This is a genomic window from Candidatus Pelagibacter bacterium nBUS_49 (assembly GCF_051200925.1).
Taxonomy (GTDB): domain Bacteria; phylum Pseudomonadota; class Alphaproteobacteria; order Pelagibacterales; family Pelagibacteraceae; genus Pelagibacter.
Window position 1 is genome coordinate 815,309 of record NZ_CP172837.1, and the last position, 17,236, is coordinate 832,544.

The following is a 17,236-nucleotide window of genomic DNA, read 5'->3' on the forward strand; positions in this document are numbered from 1 at the left end:
ATCAATTTCTTTTTAATTTCAAAATTACTGCTGGTAAAAAAGTTGCAATAATAAATGATAAAAATAATAAAGATTGAGCAACAAAAGATGAAAATAGCTCTTTAGAAATCAGTACCCCAACTAACAAGCTTTTAGAAAAATCTGGAAACGGAAACATTAAAAATCCGGCAACAAGACCAATTATAATGGAAATATAGGCAGTTTTTTCGTTTACCTTATTATAAAAACTATAGAAGACTGTGAATACAAACGCGCAACAAAATAAGTCTGCAAGCAAAAATAAATACAAAATATCAAATCCTTTTGAAGCAATACCAAATGCAATCAATGATAAAAAAACAATAAAGTATTTAGAAATTTTTAAATAATCTGTTTTTTTATCTAGGTTAAAAGTTGCTTTACCATCCACAACAAACAAACTTGATATTGCATTAACCAATGTATCTACTGTTGAAATTGTTAAAGCTAAACCAAGAATAATGATAATTAAAGATAACATTTCAGTTTGTTCTTTTAATAATAAAGTAAAAAATCCTAAATCTGCTCTGGCAGATGGATCTATTGAGAATGACACCATTCCAATAAAGCCCATTAAAAAAACTATCGGCACAATAATAAAAAAAGAAATGATCAATGCTGATTTTAGTGTTTGATAATTTTTAGCTGCATAAACACGTTGCCAATTTCCTTGATGAAATAAATTTGTGGCAGCAACTGCAATAAAAAAAGTTAATCCAGCCGTATAACTTGGAATATATGATGAGCTTAACAGTTGTGGATTTTTTTCTTTAATTAAAGCAAATGAAAAATTATCTCCTGTCGATGAACTAATAATTAAAATCAGAATTAATAAAAGAAAACCAATTACTATCATTTGTATATTATCAGTAAAAATTGAGGCTCTTAAACCACCGTAAAGTGTGTAAGTTAAAGTAGCTAAAAGTACTATTAAAGCAGTAATCCAAAGATCTGTACCTGATAAGTAATTAATTAAAACTGCAACTGCAGTCACTTCTGCACAAAGAAAAATAAACATATAAAAGATTGTCATTAATAAAATAAGTTTGAATAAACTTTTTCCAAATTTTTTTCTCATAAACTCAATTAAAGATGACCCTTTTGGAAATTCTGATCTAATTTTTCTTCCAAAATATATTAAAAAAATCATTGGAAAGGCTGTACCAAGAGCATAACCAATAACAGCTCCCAATCCTCCCCAGGTAGCAGCAGCAACAGGACCAAATAAAATCCATGCTCCTAAAGCTGACGCAACAAGACTTGTGGTTAGTGAAAATAATTCAATATTCCTATTTGCAGTTAAATAATTACTTATTCCTTGGAATTTTTTAGAATGATAAATTCCTAAGACAGCAAATATTAAACTAATAATAATTACTAATGTTAATGAAGATGATTGACTTAAAAAGTATATGTTATCCATTTTATCCCTTTCTGAATTACCGGACAGGTTCTTAGGGTTTAATCTCAGTCTGTTAAGACACCCCTTTAAATTATAAGTATTATATTTTTTTACTTATTGATAGTTTTTTTTTAAAAGAAATGTTTTTCTATTAAATAATAAAGAGTAAAAATTATTAACGAAGAACAAATGATAATAAAAACTCTCTCTTGATTACTCATTATTGCTGACTTTTATGACTTATTATCTCAATCATACACTGGGTTGCATACTCTCGCCATTCAGATGAGTTTTTAGTTTTAAGGCTATTTAAATGATCTCTATTACTTTTAATGTCATCTTGGTGTTTTAATTTATCAGCACCATTCAGGTTTGCTTCCATACTAGATAAATTTATTTCCATCGCTTTTATCCACTCTTTTCCAAGTTCAACACATTTTTGGTCGTCTTTTTCATCACAAATTTGTTTAAAAAAATTGAAAATCACATCATCAGTCTTGATGGCAGTATTCATACTTACTTATTGCAAGTACCGATAGATCCTGGACCACAAGTTTCTCCACCAGTCCAAGTCGCACCAATCAAATTGGCACCATCAAAATTAGCATTAGTAATATTTGATGAAGTAAAGTTTGCTTCCATTAAATTTGAATTTTGAAAATTTGCTTCTATTAAAGTTGCTCCCATAAAATCAACTCTAGTAAGATTAGATCCTGAAAAATTGGTTTTTTCAAAATTTGATCCAATTGAAACTGTTTCATATAAATTTGCTCTAACAAATGTAGACTCTGGAAAAGTTCCAAATGACAAATTTGAATTCATCATAATACTTTTATCGAAGTTTACTTGTATGAAACTCGCAAATGAAAGATTTGAATTTGGAAGATAACTACCTTGTAAATCTTGTGCATCTGAAAATCTACAATTTGAGTAATCTACTCCATCCGTCAAAGGGTCATCACAAGCAGCAATTGAATTTCCAGAAAATAAAAAGCTTAAAAAAAGTAAAAAGAATATTTTTTTCATAATGGAATCTAACAAACAAAATATGTCAAAACAATGTAAGTTTGGGATTTAAAATTAAACAATATCAATATTATTTGTTCTCCCAATCAAATCTAGGGAACAACTCAAAGGCTCTTATAATACTTTCAGACCAACTATTTGTAATCGAGGAATAAACTTGATCCTCTAATTCAAATTTATTTTGATAGATAGGATTAATTAAACCTTTTTTATAAACTACAAAATCTATTGGCGGTCCAACTCTTAAATCACTTTTAATAGTTGAGTCCATTGAAATTAATGCGCATCGCGCAGCATCTCCTAGAGATATGTCGGGCTTTAAAACTCTATCTAAAATTGGTTTTCCATAATTAATTTCTCCAATGATTAAATATGGCCTAGTATCTGATGGGCGTATATAGTTTCCTTGAGGATATACTAATAGTATTTCTGATTTTTGATCTTTGATTTGACCTCCAACAATATATGAAGACCCAAGCTGTAAGGCTTCTTCATTAATTCCATGCGGAGAGGAATACTTAACTGTCAAAGACCCAACATAATTAGCAACTTCTTCAATCGTGCTGCATGTGTTTAAGCTTTTTTTTGGTGAAGTAGACTCTAAATCTTTTTTAATAGCACTAAATACAGCTTGTGATGTAGCCAAATTTCCTGAGGTAACAATAACTAAATTTCTATCACCCACTGCATAATTAAACATCTTTGTGTATTTATTGATGTCATTTAATCCAGCATTTGTTCTAGAATCAGATGCAAATATCATTCCCTCATTAACATTTATTCCAATACAATATGTCATGGCACAATATCTATTATATATGTAATAATTAAAAAAGCTTAATTTATAGTTATTATCAATTTATTTTTCATGTTTTTTTTATTTTTTTATGATTTAATAACAAATGCCTAAAATTTCTTGGGAAAACTATGAGGCAAAAAAAGTATTTGATGAATATGTTGGGCATAATCAAAAACTAAGGCCTGAAACTAAAATCATTTCAAATTTTATTTCTAAATATTCAAAAAAAAAACTTTTAACTACTATTAAAAATTCAGAAAATGCAATTAGTCAAAGAGGTGTTACTTTTAGAGTTTATTCAAATGATAAAATCACAGACCATTATTGGCCACTAGATATAATTCCTAGAATTATAAAAAAGAAGGAGTGGGATAAAATTTCCAAAGGATTAGCTCAAAGAGTAAAAGCCTTAAATTTTTTTATTCATGATGTGTACAATGGTCAAAAAATTTTCAAAGATAAAATAATTCCCAAAAATATAATTCTAAATTCAGGAAATTTTAGAAAAGAATGTGTTGGCATCAAGCCTCCATTTAATATTTGGGCTAATATTTGTGGTTCTGATTTAGTAAGAGATATCAATGGTGAATTTTTAGTGCTTGAAGATAATTTAAGAGTACCATCTGGAATTTCTTATATGCTTGAAAATAGAACTGTAATGAAAAGTGTTTTTCCAGAAATATTTGAAAAAAATAAGATTAGCCCCGTAGATGAATATTGCTCAAAATTATACTCTTGTATGAGATCGTTATCAAAAAATAAAAGTAATCCTAAATTGGCAATCTTAACTCCTGGTGTGTTTAATTCAGCTTACTTTGAGCATGTTTTTTTAGCACAGCAAATGGGAGTAGAACTAGTTGAAGGGTCAGATTTATTTGTTGAAAATGATAAAGTATTTATGAAGACTGTTCATGGCAAAGATCAGCTACATACCCTCTATAGAAGAATTGATGATTTATTTTTAGACCCAAAAGTATTTAATAAATCCTCTTTAATTGGAGTTCCTGGAATTTTTAAAGCATGGAAAAAAGGTAATATAAGTATCCTCAATGCTCCTGGTTCTGGTGTAGCTGACGATAAAGTTGTCTATAGCTATGTGCCTAAAATGATTAAATTTTATTTAAATGAGGAGCCAATAATTAATCAAGTAGAGACGTACTTGTGCCACCAGAAAAAACAGATGGATTATGTCATTCAAAACATATCTAAACTAGTTGTTAAGCCTGCAAACGCCTCTGGAGGATATGGAATTTTAATTGGCCCAAAAGCATCTAAAAAAGAATTAGAAGAATATGTTAAAAAGATTAAGAAAAATCCTCGTAATTATATTGGTCAAAAAGTAGTCTCTCTTTCAACATCTCCAACTCTAATTGATAATGAACTTAGTCCAAGACATATAGATTTAAGACCTTTTATTATATCAGGATCAAATCAATATGTAACACAAGGTGGTCTTACTAGAGTTGCTTTAAAAAAAGGAAGTTTAATTGTTAACTCATCTCAAGGTGGAGGAAGTAAGGACACCTGGATATTGGATAATTAGATTATGTTGAGTAGAAGAGCAAAGTTAATATATTGGATGTCAAGATATCTTGAGAGATCAAACTTTACATCAAGATTATTAATTACAACGAGTGAATTGCAATTAGATTTATCGCTAGATGATGAAATTTCATGGAAACCGTTATTAACAGTTACAAATTTAAATAAAGATTATCTAAAATTAAATAAAAAATATTCTGAAAAAAAAATAATTAAATATTTTATTTTTAACAAATTAAACTCATCATCAATATTTAATTGCTTAAATATATCTCAACAAAATTCTTTAGTAATAAGAGACGTGCTGCCTGAACAATCAATAATCAAATTAAATGACTTAATAATAAAATTTAACAAAAATTTTAAAATAACAAAAAATAAAAAAAATTATGTCAAATTACTTAACGGAATTATCCAAGGTTCACAAAATTTTATGTATTCTACAGATATGGAAATGCAAAGAAATTTAGAATATCAATTTTTAAGACTTGGAAGATTTATTGAAAGAACAGACATGATGATCAGAATTCTTCAATCACAATCTTTAAGATCTAAACAGCATAAAAAAGGGTATGAATATTTAACTTTAGAATGGATTAATATTTTAAAATCAATTTCTGCTTTCCAAGCTTATAGGCAATATTCTAAGCAGGATATTACCGTTTCAGATATAATTAGTTTTTTTTTAAAAGCAGATATTTTTCCACGATCTGTCAGTTGGAATTTAAATCAAATTGAAAGAGCCTTGTACAGAGTATCAAAGAAAAATGAATTGATTAAGAAAATCAAATATTTGAATAAAAAAGTTCAAAAATTTAATATAAAGACTGACGATATGGATAATTTACTTTTATTTTTAGAAAAAACATTAAAAGAACTAAGTCAGCTAAGCTATAACATTGAGAAAAAGTATTTTTCATAAAAACTAAAAATAAAAAATGAAAGAATATAATATCGCATCAATACCAGGAGATGGCATAGGAAAAGAAGTAGTTCCTGAAGGATTAAAAGTATTAAAAGAAGCTGCCCAAAAACATCAATTTAAAATTAATTTTACTGAATATGATTTTGCTTCCTGTGATTATTATAAAAAAAACGGAAAAATGCTTCCAGATGATTGGAAGGAAAAATTAGAAAAACATGATGCAATATTTTTTGGAGCGGTCGGTATGCCAGATCAAGTTCCAGACCATATATCTTTATGGGGATCTTTGCTTCAGTTTAGAAGAGAATTTGATCAGTATATAAATCTTCGACCTGTAAAACTATTTCCAGGGATTGACCCTCCATTAGCAAATAAAAAACCTGGTGATATTGATATGCTGATAGTTAGAGAAAATACTGAGGGAGAGTATTCTTCTGTAGGTGGCAGAATGTATAAAAATACAGATCGAGAAATTGCAATTCAAGAAACCATCATGTCAGCACACGGGGTAGATAGAGTACAAAAATTTGCTTTTGAATTAGCCAAGCAAAGAAAAAGGAAAAAATTAACTAACGCAACAAAATCAAATGGAATTTCAATTACAATGCCCTTTTGGGATGAGCGATTTAATGAAATGAAAAAAAACTATCCTGAAATTATGACAGACCAATTTCATATTGATATTTTGGTTGCAAGATTTGTTCTTAACCCTGAGTGGTTTGATGTGGTGGTTGCATCCAATTTATTTGGAGACATTCTCTCAGATTTAGGTCCAGCTTGTACAGGCACTATTGGAATTGCTCCATCTGGAAATATTAATCCTGAAAATAAATTTCCCTCTTTATTTGAACCAGTTCATGGTTCTGCTCCTGATATAGCAGGAAAAGGAATTGCTAATCCAGTTGGTCAAATTTGGTCTGGTGCAATGATGTTGAATTATTTAGGAGAAAATGAAGCTTCAAATTCAATTGTTCAAGCGATTGAAAAGTCTTTAAGTAGTAATGAAAATAGAACAAAAGATTTAGGAGGAAATGCTGATACTATAAAGTCTTCTAATTCGATTTTATCTAATCTTTAAACAGATTTTCTATTTGAGTTTCAGCGTCTTTAATTGATTTTTCATAATCAAGTGCCATTTGATCTGCGCTTATTATATCTACTTTTTCAATACCAAAAAAATTCATCATATATTTTAACCATGGTGTTAAAAAATCTTCTGAACTATTTAATTTGGTCCCTCCTGAAGTAATAACTAAATATGCTTGTTTGTTTTGCAGCAAACCTTCTCTTCTTCCATTAGGCTTGAACCTGAATGTTTCTCCAATTCTCGCCGCTAAGTCACACCATGCTTTAAGAGTTGCTGGAGGTCCGTGATTATAAATTGGAGCTGAAATTATGATAACATCACTCTCTTTTAATTCTTTAACAAGGATATCTGACAACCTAAACATTTTTTTATGATCTTCAGTTTGATCTTTTTCCTCGATCTTCATTCCAGACTCAGTCAGTCCACTTACAAAAAGCATTTCATCGTCTAAATCCCTATAAATAACTTCATCTCCTGGTTTTTTGATTTTATCTAATATTTTTTTAGCTAATGCTCTTGAAGTTGATCCCTTTTTTCTAGCACTTGAATCTATTTGATAAATTTTCATTAATACTTTTAACCGAAATTTTGCATAAAAGGAAAAATTTTGATTATATAAAAACCAATCGCCTGTAATTGGTTTGTTAAAATCAAAACTCCTGTGATTAGAAGAATAATTCCACCAATTTTAGATATTAAATTTATATTTTTCTTAAAATTTTTCGAAAATAATAGAAATTTTTGAATTAAATAGCCTGATATCACAAAAGGAATTGCAAGCCCGATAGAGTAAAAACTTAATAACATGATTGCTTTAGATAAAGTTTCCTCTATTGAAGCTAAAGCCAATATAGAGCCTAAAATAGGACCTATACAAGGTGTCCAGCCAAATCCAAAAGCTAATCCTATTATGTACGGGAATAAGAAATGTTGTGATTTTTTTGCTTCAAATCTTTTTTCTAAATTTAAATAACCAATATTTATTACCCCAATCAGTTGCAGAGAAAAAATTATTATTATAACTCCAGCTAATATTCTTAAAGTTTCTGAATTTTGTAAAAGTGTTTGACCTAAAAACGATGCAGAAGCTCCTAAAGTGATAAAGACAGTTGAGAAACCGAAACAAAATAAAATTAACGGTACAATATCTATTTTTTTTGATTTTAAAATTTCTTGAAGAGATTGACCTGAAATAAAGGAAACATATCCAGGTATCAAAGGTAACACACAAGGGGACAAAAAACTAATTAGTCCTGCTCCAAATGCTATTAACAATTCAATCATTTAACCTGTATTCTTCATTGCTGCAGAAATTCCAGCGATAGATGTCATTAAAGAATCTTCTAAAAATTTTTTATCTAATTTTTTATATTTTCTTTGTGTTAATTTGTTCATTATATCAGCTTGCAATATATTTAGCATTTCTGTGTAATTATTTCTTACAAATAACGCTTTTCTAAAATTTTTTCTTTCTTTTACAACATCTTTTGGAGTAATTTTATTATGCAATTTGACTAATGCATCAAATTGAAACCTTAATTTTTTTCCTATTCTTTTTAAAGACTCGTCAGCTAAATTATTTTCATAAATTACTGAAATTTCAGTATCTACTTTTGAAATTACCATGTCTAAAATATCCATAGTTGATGCAAAATAAGGCCAATTTCTTTCCATGTCCGTTAATGTTTTGGAAAATTTTTTAATTGAGCCGTATCTTAATGCTTCTGTAGTACCAAGCCAAGCAGGTAGCATTAATCTAATTTGAGTCCAAGCAAATACCCAAGGTATTGCTCTTAAGCTTTGTATATTATCAACATTTTTTCTTTTAGTTGGTCTTGAACCAATCGCAAGTTTCCCAAGTGATTTATGAGGCGTAACTGTTTTAAAGTACCTAATAAAATCTTCGCTTTGATTTAAGTATTTTCTATATGCTGAGGTCGAAATTTCAGACATGCTCTGAATTAATTCTCTCCAATTTTTTTTTGATCTTGGTGGAGGATTTAAAGATGCATCCATTACGGCACCTATATAGCTACAAAGATTATATTCAGCTAATGGTTTATATCCATACTTTTGCTGAATTACTTCACCCTGATCTGTAATTCTAATTTTTCCATTAACAGTCCCTGAGGGTTGTGATTTTAAAGTTGCTTGAATTGGACCGCCACCTCTTCCAGCAGAACCCCCTCTACCATGGAAAAAAACTAGATCTATTTTATATTTTTTAGCTAGATTTCTAAGTTCTTCTTGTAGTTTATACTGATGCCAACTTGCAGATAACTTTCCTGCATCTTTGCTTGAGTCTGAATAACCAATCATTACCTCTTGCTGGTGATTGATAAGCTTTCTATACCAAGATAATTTAAAGAGATTTTCCATTACATCTTTAGCATTTTTTAAATCATCTAGCGTTTCAAAAAGTGGTACCACTCTTAGCAAATATTTAGTTTGAGCTTGTTTTTGTAAAAAATAAACTGATAAAATATCAGAAGCTTTTGATGTCATTGAAATTACATAGGCACCAAGGCATTGAGCTGGTTCTGTAGATATTTGTTTAAAGGTGTTCCATACTTCTTTATTTTCTTTATCTCTAATATTTATTTTATCTAAAAAATATTTTTTTTGTTTTATTAAAGAATTTAATAAATTTATTTTTTTACTTTCACTAATCTTTATATAATCAGTCTTGTATTTCTTTTTAATTACTTCATTTATTAATTTTTCATGACGTGAAGATTCTTGTCTAATATCTAATCTTGCAAGATTAATTCCAAAACATCTAACTCTTCTGATTAAATCTAACAAATCAGAATTACCTACGTGTTGACCTTTATATAAATTTAATGACTCCCTTATATCTCTTAAAGGTTCTAAAATTTCCTTTTTGTCTTGAAGTAATTTATTTTCATCAAGTGATACTTTTTTATTCAAATGTCTCTCTATTAATTGATGAGTGCTTCTAATTTTATCTCTAATAGGTCTTAAGTATACCCTGTAAGGCTCAAAGGTTTTTCCAACTATTTGCCTGATCTTTGGAGAGCATTCTTCCATTGAAAGATCTTGGATCAATTTAGTTAATTCTTTTTCATATAATTTAGCGGCCTGCCATCTTGAGAATAGAATTACTTTTTTAGTAACCTCTGCAGTAACATTTGGATTTCCATCTCTATCCCCTCCCATCCATGAACCAAATTGAATAGGATTAAAAGTTCGTGGTAAATCTTTATTTAAATTTTTTCTAAAAATATCGTTTAATCTTTTATAAACCTTTGGAATGGTATCCCATAAACTATCCTCAATAATTGCCAGTCCCCACCTAGCTTCATCTAATGGAGATGGTTTTGTTCTTTTTAGTTCATCTGTTTTCCATATTATTGTTATTTCTGTATAAAGCCTTCTATCTATTTCAATAATCTTTGATGGATACTTTCTATACAAATGTTTTTGCTCCATTAAGTCAATTAAATTGGCATACTTTTGGATTAAGGTTCGTCTTTTAACTTCTGTTGGATGCGCTGTTAGAACAATGCCAATATCTAAATTTTTAGCTTGTTCATATATTTTGTTATTGGAGATAATTTTGTTTTTAAAAAGTCCATTAATTATATCCTCAATAAATATATTTTGTTTCTTATCTTTAAAGAAAGGATTTTCGTATTCATTAAGTTTTCGTGATGCATCTAACGATTCTGCAAGATTCATTAAATTCAAGATATGAGAAAAAGCTCTGGTAACTTTAAAAGTTTGTTTGGGTGGAAGTTTTTTGATTTCTTTTGATATTTTTGAAAAAATTTTACTTTTATTTTTATTTAATAAAGTATTTTTAGATAATAACCTTAATCTTTCTACGATTTTATAAAAAGCTATACCTTCTTGATCTTTAATAACTCTTCCAAGAAATGTTCCTAATAACCTAATATCCTCTCTTAATAGTTTAGTAGGGATTCGTTCATAATAAAGATCTCTTTTTTTCATTACTTAATATAAATTTTTTTTGTAAAATTCCTTTTGAATTAGTTTTTACACTAAATAAGAATCCTGAATATCTAAATTTTTGCAATCCAGCCTTGTCCATGCCTTTGGTTGCTGAAGTAATAAAAAGTTCACTATTATTCTGTCCACCAAATGCACAATTAGTAATATTTTGTGCAGGTAGATTAATTTTATGTATTAATTTGGCATTTTTATTAAAAACTGAAACACGTGCTCCATTAAAATGGGCTACCCATAAATTTTTATGTTTATCTAAGGTCATTCCATCTGGGAATCCATCTTTTGGTGATAATTTCTTAAATATTTTCTTACTAATTATTTTATTATTTTTATCTATCTTGATTTTATAAATTTTCTTTTTTGGACTATCTGTGTGATAAAAATTGTATTGATCAATAAAAGCTGGGCCATTTGTAATTCTATAATTGGTATCAACTTTGGTTAACAATAAATTTTTATCTAATTTGTACAACGAGCCTTTTTCTATGTTTCTTTCTAAATTATCCATAGTACCAAACCAAAGATTTCCATTTGGGTCGGTTTTTCCATCATTAATTCTATTTAATTTAATATTTTTTTCTATTGGAATTTTTTTTAGTATTTTTTTAGTGTTAATATTTTGAATTCTTAATTCTCCTTGAAGTCCTAAAATAAAAACATGTCCTTCAATATGTGCAAGAAAACCAATTTCTTTATTCACTTTATAAATTATCTTTTTTTTATTTTTAATATTTAATGAGAAAAATTTCTTTTTCTTTATGTCTACAAAATAAATTGAATTATGTTCCTTAACCCATAAAGTTCCCTCACCAAGTTTGCATCTTAGTTTCCAAAGAACTTTTGGCTCAGTTGTTTTAATCTTATTCATTGACTTCAAACTCCTTAATAAAATCTTGATTGGGTGTAATTCCTATTCCAGGATTATCTGATATTGAAGCAAATCCATTATTTTGTTTAACTTGATCTAATATAGAAAAACTTTCTGTTGGTAATTCTGTTATAAAAATATTTTTTTCTGTCGTGTCAAACTCTAGCATTGATTTTGAAGGAAATAACCCTCCTGGCATATCAGGTTGGGCAGTTAGCAAATGAAGATTAGTTGCAATACTTACAGCAGATCCCCAGACGTGATTTATAACTGGAATAAAATTAGCTTGTGCTAATGCAGATACTTTTAAATACTCAGTAATTCCACCTAATCCACAAACTTCTGGCTGAGCTATATCAATACATCCTTTTTTAATTAACTCGTTCCATCCATATTTTGTAAACTCCGCTTCCCCACCTGCAATATTAGTATTAATTTTTTGTTTTAATTCTCTATAGCCATCATAATCTTCAGGTGCTACAGGTTCCTCGAACCAATAAATATCAAGTTCATCCAAACCTCTTCCAACATACAAGGCATCATTTAAATTATAAGCATGATTTGCATCTACCATTAACTTAAAATCTAGTCCTACTGCATCTCTTACAGCTCTTACAAGCTTTAGGTCCTCTATCGGACCTAATCCAATCTTCATTTTCATTGCTTTAAAGTTTTTAGATTTAATTTGTGTTGCTTCTTGCTTGAATAAATCAATTAATTCTAAAGTAGATTTTTTTTGTAACATCATTCCATATCCATAAACTGGAATTTGATCATTACACTTTCCACCAACAAGTTGATAAAGTGGAGTATTAGTTTTTTTTCCTAGAATATCCCACAATGCAATATCAATCCCTGATAATGCTTGGATTGGCATTCCTTTTTGTCCGCTATCTCTTAAAAGATTGTATACTTTATGCCAGATATGTTCTTTATTTAAAGGATCCTCACCAATAATTAATGGTTGGATAACTTTTTCAACAATAAACTTATTTGCTAAAGCAATGTTTCCAGGTCCAAAACATTCACCCCAACCTGTAATTCCTTCATCAGTTTGTACTTCAACAAGATGGGCGGTTCTGTGTTTATAGTATTGTTGTGAATATCCTAGTTCTTTTTCTAACTCATATTTAAGTACATGACTTTTAATAGAAGTTATTTTCACAATTTATTATATCGCAATTACTTTCGAGTTTTGCTCACCTAAGTTTTCTATTGATAATTTCATTGTATCTCCAGCTTTCAAAAATTGCTGAGGTTTCATTCCCATTCCAACCCCTGGAGGTGTTCCTGTAGTTATTATATCGCCAGGTTGTAACGACATAAATTTACTAACATAAGATACAATCACATTTACGTTAAAAATCATTGTACTTGTATTACCTGTTTGCATTCTATTGCCGTTAACATCTAAACTCATTTTTAAATTATTGATGTCTGATATTTCATCTTTTGTGACAAGGTATGGTCCAATAGGCCCATAAGTATCATGAGATTTTCCTTTCACCCATTGACCCATTTTTTCAATTTGCCATTCTCTTTCACTAACATCATTAACTAGACAATAACCTAAAATATGATCTTGAGCTTTATCTTCTGAAATATGTTTTGTTTCTTTTCCTATTACAATCCCAAGCTCAACTTCCCAATCTAATTTTTTTGATTCTGAAACTATTTCAACATCATCATTAGGCCCAGTTATACAACTGGTTGCCTTCATAAACATTATAGGTTCTGATGGAACTTCTGCTCCAGTTTCGGCGGCATGGTCAGAATAATTAAGACCTATTGCTACAAATTTACCTGGTTTTGTAACACATGAGCCAACTCTTTCACTTGAAGATAGTTCTGGTAACGAAGATAAATCTACACTTTGTAATTTTGATATAGTTTCAAGATTTACATGATCAGGATTTAAATCTTTAACATGTGAACTTAAATCTCTAAATTTACCCTCTTTATCTAATGCTGCAGGTTTTTCATTTCCTTTTGGTCCTACTCTTAATAATTTCATAACTTTCCTTTTTTTTATTAATTAAATTGAAATTCCACCATCAACAGAAATAGTAGTTCCTGTTGTAAATGTTGCATCATCACCAGCTAAATAAACAGCTACAGCTGCAATTTCTTCTGCGGTTCCCAATCTTCCCATAGGTTGTCTAGCTATAAAATCTTTTTTGGCTTGAACTGGATCTGGGCTTTGATTAACTCTATCTTGCCAAGAGGGTGAAAACACTGTTCCTGGTGCTATTGAATTACATCTTATATTTTGCTTAACAAAATCGGCTGCTATTGATTTAGTTAAACCAATTACTGCTCCTTTTGTAGTACCGTATACAAATCTATTGGGAAATCCTTTTAAACTTGAAGCGCAAGATGAAACATTAATTATACTTCCGCCGTTTTGCTTAACCATTAAGGGTAAAATTGCTTTACACATTTGGTACATAGATTTGACATTTACATCAAAAGAAAAATTCCAGTCTTTTTCTTCACATTCAAGAATACTTCCATGATGAACAAATCCTACCGCATTGAATAAAACATCTACTTTGTCTAATGTTTTTATAAATTCTAAAATTGCTCCATTATTTGTTGAGTCTAATGTTTGAATATTAATATCAGGATATTCTTTATTTAAATCAGCTAAGGTTTTATCGTTTAAATCTGTTGCTGTAACACTTGCACCTTCATTATGAAAAGCAATTGCAGTTGCTTTTCCAATTCCCTGACCAGCTGCTGTTACTATGATTTTTTTACCTTCTAATCTACCGCTCATTTTTTATTTATCCTTTCAATTTCTTTATAGAGAGAACTATGGTCTGTTTCTCCATGTCCATTTTCAACAAGAGTTTTATACATTTCTTTAACTAAATTTGAAATAGGTAAATGAGTATTATGGCTATTTGCACACTCTAAAATATTATTCATATCTTTTAAATGAACTGAAGTTCGACCTTTTGGAGTAAAATCTTTATCAATCATTCTCTTTCCATGTGTTTGAAGAATTTTACTATCTGCCCAACCACCTGATAAGGCTTTGATCATTTTATCTGGATTTGCTCCCGCTTTTTCACAAAGAGTTATAGCTTCTGCGACTGCTCCAATAGTTAATCCAACTATAATTTGATTTGCTAATTTAGAAACCTGTCCACTTCCCACTGGGCCTACTAAAGTTGGATTACCCATAGCTTTTAAAACATCTAGAGCTTCATTAAAAACATTTTGTTCACCACCCACCATTATTGCTAATGAAGCTTCCTCTGCCCCAATAGTGCCACCTGAAACAGGTGCATCTAAATATTTAATATTTTTAGATTTTAAATTATTCCCATGTTTAGTTGCTGTAGTAGGCTTAACTGAACTCATATCAATAACTGTAGTACTTGATTTTAAATTTTTTAAAAAATTAAAACTATCCATTACCTCATTAATTGCAGTATCATCTGTAAGCATAGTAATTACAACATCGCTATTACTTACAACATCCTCAATAGAAGTTGTAATTTCTGCACCAAAATCTTTTAATGTTTCAGCTTTCTTTTGAGATCTATTGAAAGCTTTTAAATTATAACCAGCTTTCAATAAGTTTTTTGCCATAGGGAGACCCATTAGGCCAATCCCAATAAAACCAATTTTTTTCATTATTTAGTAGGTTTAAACTCGTGAAAATTTTGTGTCGTAAATTCTGGAAAGAACATCACACACGCTAAAACAATCAATTGAATTACTATGAAAGGACCAAATCCTCTAAAAATATCTGTCAATGAAATATGTGGTGGCGTAACAGATTTTAAATAAAAAGCAGCTGGTCCAAATGGTGGGCTTAAAAAAGATACCTGCATATTTACACAAAATAATATTCCAAACCAAATAGGATCAAAACCAAGCGCAAGAACTATAGGTAAAAATACAGGCATTGCTAATAAAACAATCCCTACCCAATCCATAAATGCTCCTAATATTAAAAACATTATTTGCATCATAAAGATTAGATACATAGGTTTTAAATCGTAGCCCAATATTGTTTCGGCAACATAAGTTGGACCACCTGCTAAAGAATAGGCTCCAGCTAATGTAGTTGCACCAAATGTAATTGTTAAAATTGTTCCAGAAGCTTTAAAAGTTCTAACTAATGCATCTTTAAATAAAAACCATGTTAATTCTCTTCTAAAAAAAATTATGATTAATGTTGCAACAACACCCATTCCTGCTGCTTCAGTAATTCCTGTTATGCCAGAATAAATCGAACCTAAAACAATTACCACTATTCCAATTGGAGGCAAAAGACCTGGAAGATATGACATCTTCTCTTTTAGCGTTAATGAAGGTTCATCACTCAATGGTGCTAAATGTGGCTGTAATCTTGTTCGAACTAGAATGTAGGTAATTATTAAACCTGAAATCATTAAACCTGGAACTATTGCTTCCTGAAATAACATTGTAATTGAAGTTTGAGTTGTTAAACCATAAATAATTAAAACAATTGATGGAGGTATCATTGTTCCTAAAGAGCCTGACGCACAAATAATCCCAATAGACATATCTTGGTCATATTTAAGTCTCAACATCTGAGGTAACGCAATCAATCCTAATAAAACTATTTCTCCTCCAATAATTCCACTCATTGCAGCCATAATTGTTGCCATGATAGCTGTTACAACACCAACACCCCCTCTAGTTTTTCTTAACCATGCATTTAAAGCATCATACAAATCTCTAGCTATGTTCGAGCGCTCCAGTAAGGAGGCCATAAATATAAATAAAGGAACTGATAAAAAAGAATAAGTTACAACAAGTGAATAATATCTTGAAAGTAGAATACCCATTGCATGTTCGCCAATATTTACAAATACTATAACTGCAGCCATAAAACCTGATGCAAAACCAAGTGGAACTCCAATAGCAATAAGTAATAGCAGTCCAAATATAACAATTAATGATAGTGTTCCTATATCCATTTTATTTCAAATCTTTTGAAGGGTCGTATTGTTTTTCTTTTGGGTTTTTCCAGTCAATAATTAAATTATTCACTGTTTGAACGGCAATAAGGAATACGCAAATCAGTGTAAGTGGCTTCATAGTTGCAGGAATTGGTGGGTCCCAAAATGTTGCAAATCTTTCCCATGTTGTAAATGATCTATGAGCATCTTCCCAACCACCGTAAATTACAGCAGAGGCAAATAGAACAATTACAATAGCACTTATTAAATCAAAAATTCTTTGGGTTGGTCTTTCTACATAATCATACAACATCACAATTCTTATGTGGCTCCTAAGTCTTGTAGCATATATTCCACCAACCAAATAAATAACTCCTGCTAACCACAAACATAGTTCATTTACCCACATAGTTGGTTTTTCCATAATATATCTCATAAAAATTTCATACATCATTACAATTACAATGACTGGGATTAAATATTTAATTGTATGACTTATAAATAAAGTAATTCTATCTATCCAATTGATTGGAAAATCATCTTTGCTTGCAACTTTTTCAGTTTGTTCTTGTAAAGATTTATCAAGCATAATTTTTAAATTTTAAAAAAAGAAGGGCCTTTTCAGGCCCTTCA

At 29.7% G+C, this 17,236-nt stretch carries 17 protein-coding genes; 3 read left to right on the forward strand and 14 right to left on the reverse strand.

Annotated features, from left to right (window positions below):
• Position 1 precedes the first annotated feature (1 nt).
• The 4 genes from ACIJYF_RS04540 to ACIJYF_RS04555 form a co-directional block, all read right to left on the reverse strand.
• Entirely contained in the window at positions 2–1,441 is a 1,440-nt protein-coding gene (locus tag ACIJYF_RS04540; protein WP_435115504.1) for a sodium:solute symporter family transporter, read from the reverse strand.
• 199 nt (positions 1,442–1,640) lie between these two features.
• On the reverse strand, positions 1,641–1,934 hold the full coding sequence (locus ACIJYF_RS04545; protein ID WP_435115506.1) for a hypothetical protein: 294 nt from the start codon (positions 1,932–1,934) through the stop codon (positions 1,641–1,643).
• Positions 1,935–1,936: 2 nt separating this feature from the next.
• On the reverse strand, positions 1,937–2,446 hold the full coding sequence (locus ACIJYF_RS04550; RefSeq protein ID WP_435115508.1) for a pentapeptide repeat-containing protein: 510 nt from the start codon (positions 2,444–2,446) through the stop codon (positions 1,937–1,939).
• A gap of 70 nt (positions 2,447–2,516) precedes the next feature.
• On the reverse strand, positions 2,517–3,245 hold the full coding sequence (locus ACIJYF_RS04555) for a 20S proteasome subunit A/B (RefSeq protein ID WP_435115510.1): 729 nt from the start codon (positions 3,243–3,245) through the stop codon (positions 2,517–2,519).
• 103 nt (positions 3,246–3,348) lie between these two features.
• Between ACIJYF_RS04555 and ACIJYF_RS04560 the strand changes: the two genes are divergently transcribed.
• Genes ACIJYF_RS04560 through ACIJYF_RS04570 form a run of 3 tightly spaced genes read left to right on the forward strand, consistent with a single transcriptional unit; the run spans position 3,349 to position 6,790 of the window.
• Positions 3,349–4,788, forward strand: coding sequence for a circularly permuted type 2 ATP-grasp protein (locus ACIJYF_RS04560; protein ID WP_435115512.1), 1,440 nt, complete (start codon positions 3,349–3,351; stop codon positions 4,786–4,788).
• 3 nt (positions 4,789–4,791) lie between these two features.
• A complete protein-coding gene (locus ACIJYF_RS04565; protein ID WP_435115514.1) occupies positions 4,792–5,709 on the forward strand; it encodes an alpha-E domain-containing protein in 918 nt (305 codons plus the stop codon).
• A gap of 16 nt (positions 5,710–5,725) precedes the next feature.
• On the forward strand, positions 5,726–6,790 hold the full coding sequence (locus ACIJYF_RS04570) for a tartrate dehydrogenase (RefSeq protein ID WP_435115516.1): 1,065 nt from the start codon (positions 5,726–5,728) through the stop codon (positions 6,788–6,790).
• Here ACIJYF_RS04570 and ACIJYF_RS04575 read toward each other — a convergent pair.
• Genes ACIJYF_RS04575 through ACIJYF_RS04620 form a run of 10 tightly spaced genes read right to left on the reverse strand, consistent with a single transcriptional unit; the run spans position 6,780 to position 17,192 of the window.
• The gene (locus ACIJYF_RS04575; RefSeq protein WP_435115518.1) at positions 6,780–7,367 is read right to left on the reverse strand and encodes an FMN-dependent NADH-azoreductase; all 588 of its coding nucleotides are present in this window, start codon (positions 7,365–7,367) and stop codon (positions 6,780–6,782) included. The two genes, ACIJYF_RS04570 and ACIJYF_RS04575, sit on opposite strands and share 11 nt — an antisense overlap.
• An 8-nt stretch (positions 7,368–7,375) precedes the next feature.
• On the reverse strand, positions 7,376–8,083 hold the full coding sequence (locus ACIJYF_RS04580; RefSeq protein ID WP_435115520.1) for a cytochrome c biogenesis CcdA family protein: 708 nt from the start codon (positions 8,081–8,083) through the stop codon (positions 7,376–7,378).
• Entirely contained in the window at positions 8,084–10,774 is a 2,691-nt protein-coding gene (ppc, locus tag ACIJYF_RS04585) for a phosphoenolpyruvate carboxylase (RefSeq protein WP_435115522.1), read from the reverse strand. It abuts the gene before it with no gap.
• Positions 10,749–11,660, reverse strand: coding sequence for an SMP-30/gluconolactonase/LRE family protein (locus tag ACIJYF_RS04590; RefSeq protein ID WP_435115524.1), 912 nt, complete (start codon positions 11,658–11,660; stop codon positions 10,749–10,751). Before ACIJYF_RS04590 ends, ppc begins: the two co-directional genes overlap by 26 nt.
• Positions 11,653–12,825 (reverse strand): mandelate racemase/muconate lactonizing enzyme family protein, encoded by a 1,173-nt coding sequence (locus ACIJYF_RS04595; protein ID WP_435115526.1) that lies wholly within the window; start codon positions 12,823–12,825, stop codon positions 11,653–11,655. Before ACIJYF_RS04595 ends, ACIJYF_RS04590 begins: the two co-directional genes overlap by 8 nt.
• Before the next feature lie 6 nt (positions 12,826–12,831).
• Positions 12,832–13,674, reverse strand: a complete 843-nt coding sequence (locus ACIJYF_RS04600) for a fumarylacetoacetate hydrolase family protein (RefSeq protein ID WP_435115528.1) — start codon at positions 13,672–13,674, stop codon at positions 12,832–12,834.
• 21 nt (positions 13,675–13,695) lie between these two features.
• A complete protein-coding gene (locus ACIJYF_RS04605; protein ID WP_435115530.1) occupies positions 13,696–14,439 on the reverse strand; it encodes an SDR family oxidoreductase in 744 nt (247 codons plus the stop codon).
• The gene (locus ACIJYF_RS04610; RefSeq protein WP_435115532.1) at positions 14,436–15,305 is read right to left on the reverse strand and encodes an NAD(P)-dependent oxidoreductase; all 870 of its coding nucleotides are present in this window, start codon (positions 15,303–15,305) and stop codon (positions 14,436–14,438) included. The genes ACIJYF_RS04605 and ACIJYF_RS04610 overlap by 4 nt, the downstream gene beginning before the upstream one ends.
• The gene (locus tag ACIJYF_RS04615) at positions 15,305–16,621 is read right to left on the reverse strand and encodes a TRAP transporter large permease (protein WP_435115534.1); all 1,317 of its coding nucleotides are present in this window, start codon (positions 16,619–16,621) and stop codon (positions 15,305–15,307) included. Before ACIJYF_RS04615 ends, ACIJYF_RS04610 begins: the two co-directional genes overlap by 1 nt.
• Before the next feature lies 1 nt (position 16,622).
• Positions 16,623–17,192, reverse strand: coding sequence for a TRAP transporter small permease subunit (locus ACIJYF_RS04620; RefSeq protein WP_435115536.1), 570 nt, complete (start codon positions 17,190–17,192; stop codon positions 16,623–16,625).
• Between the last annotated feature and the right edge of the window lie 44 nt (positions 17,193–17,236).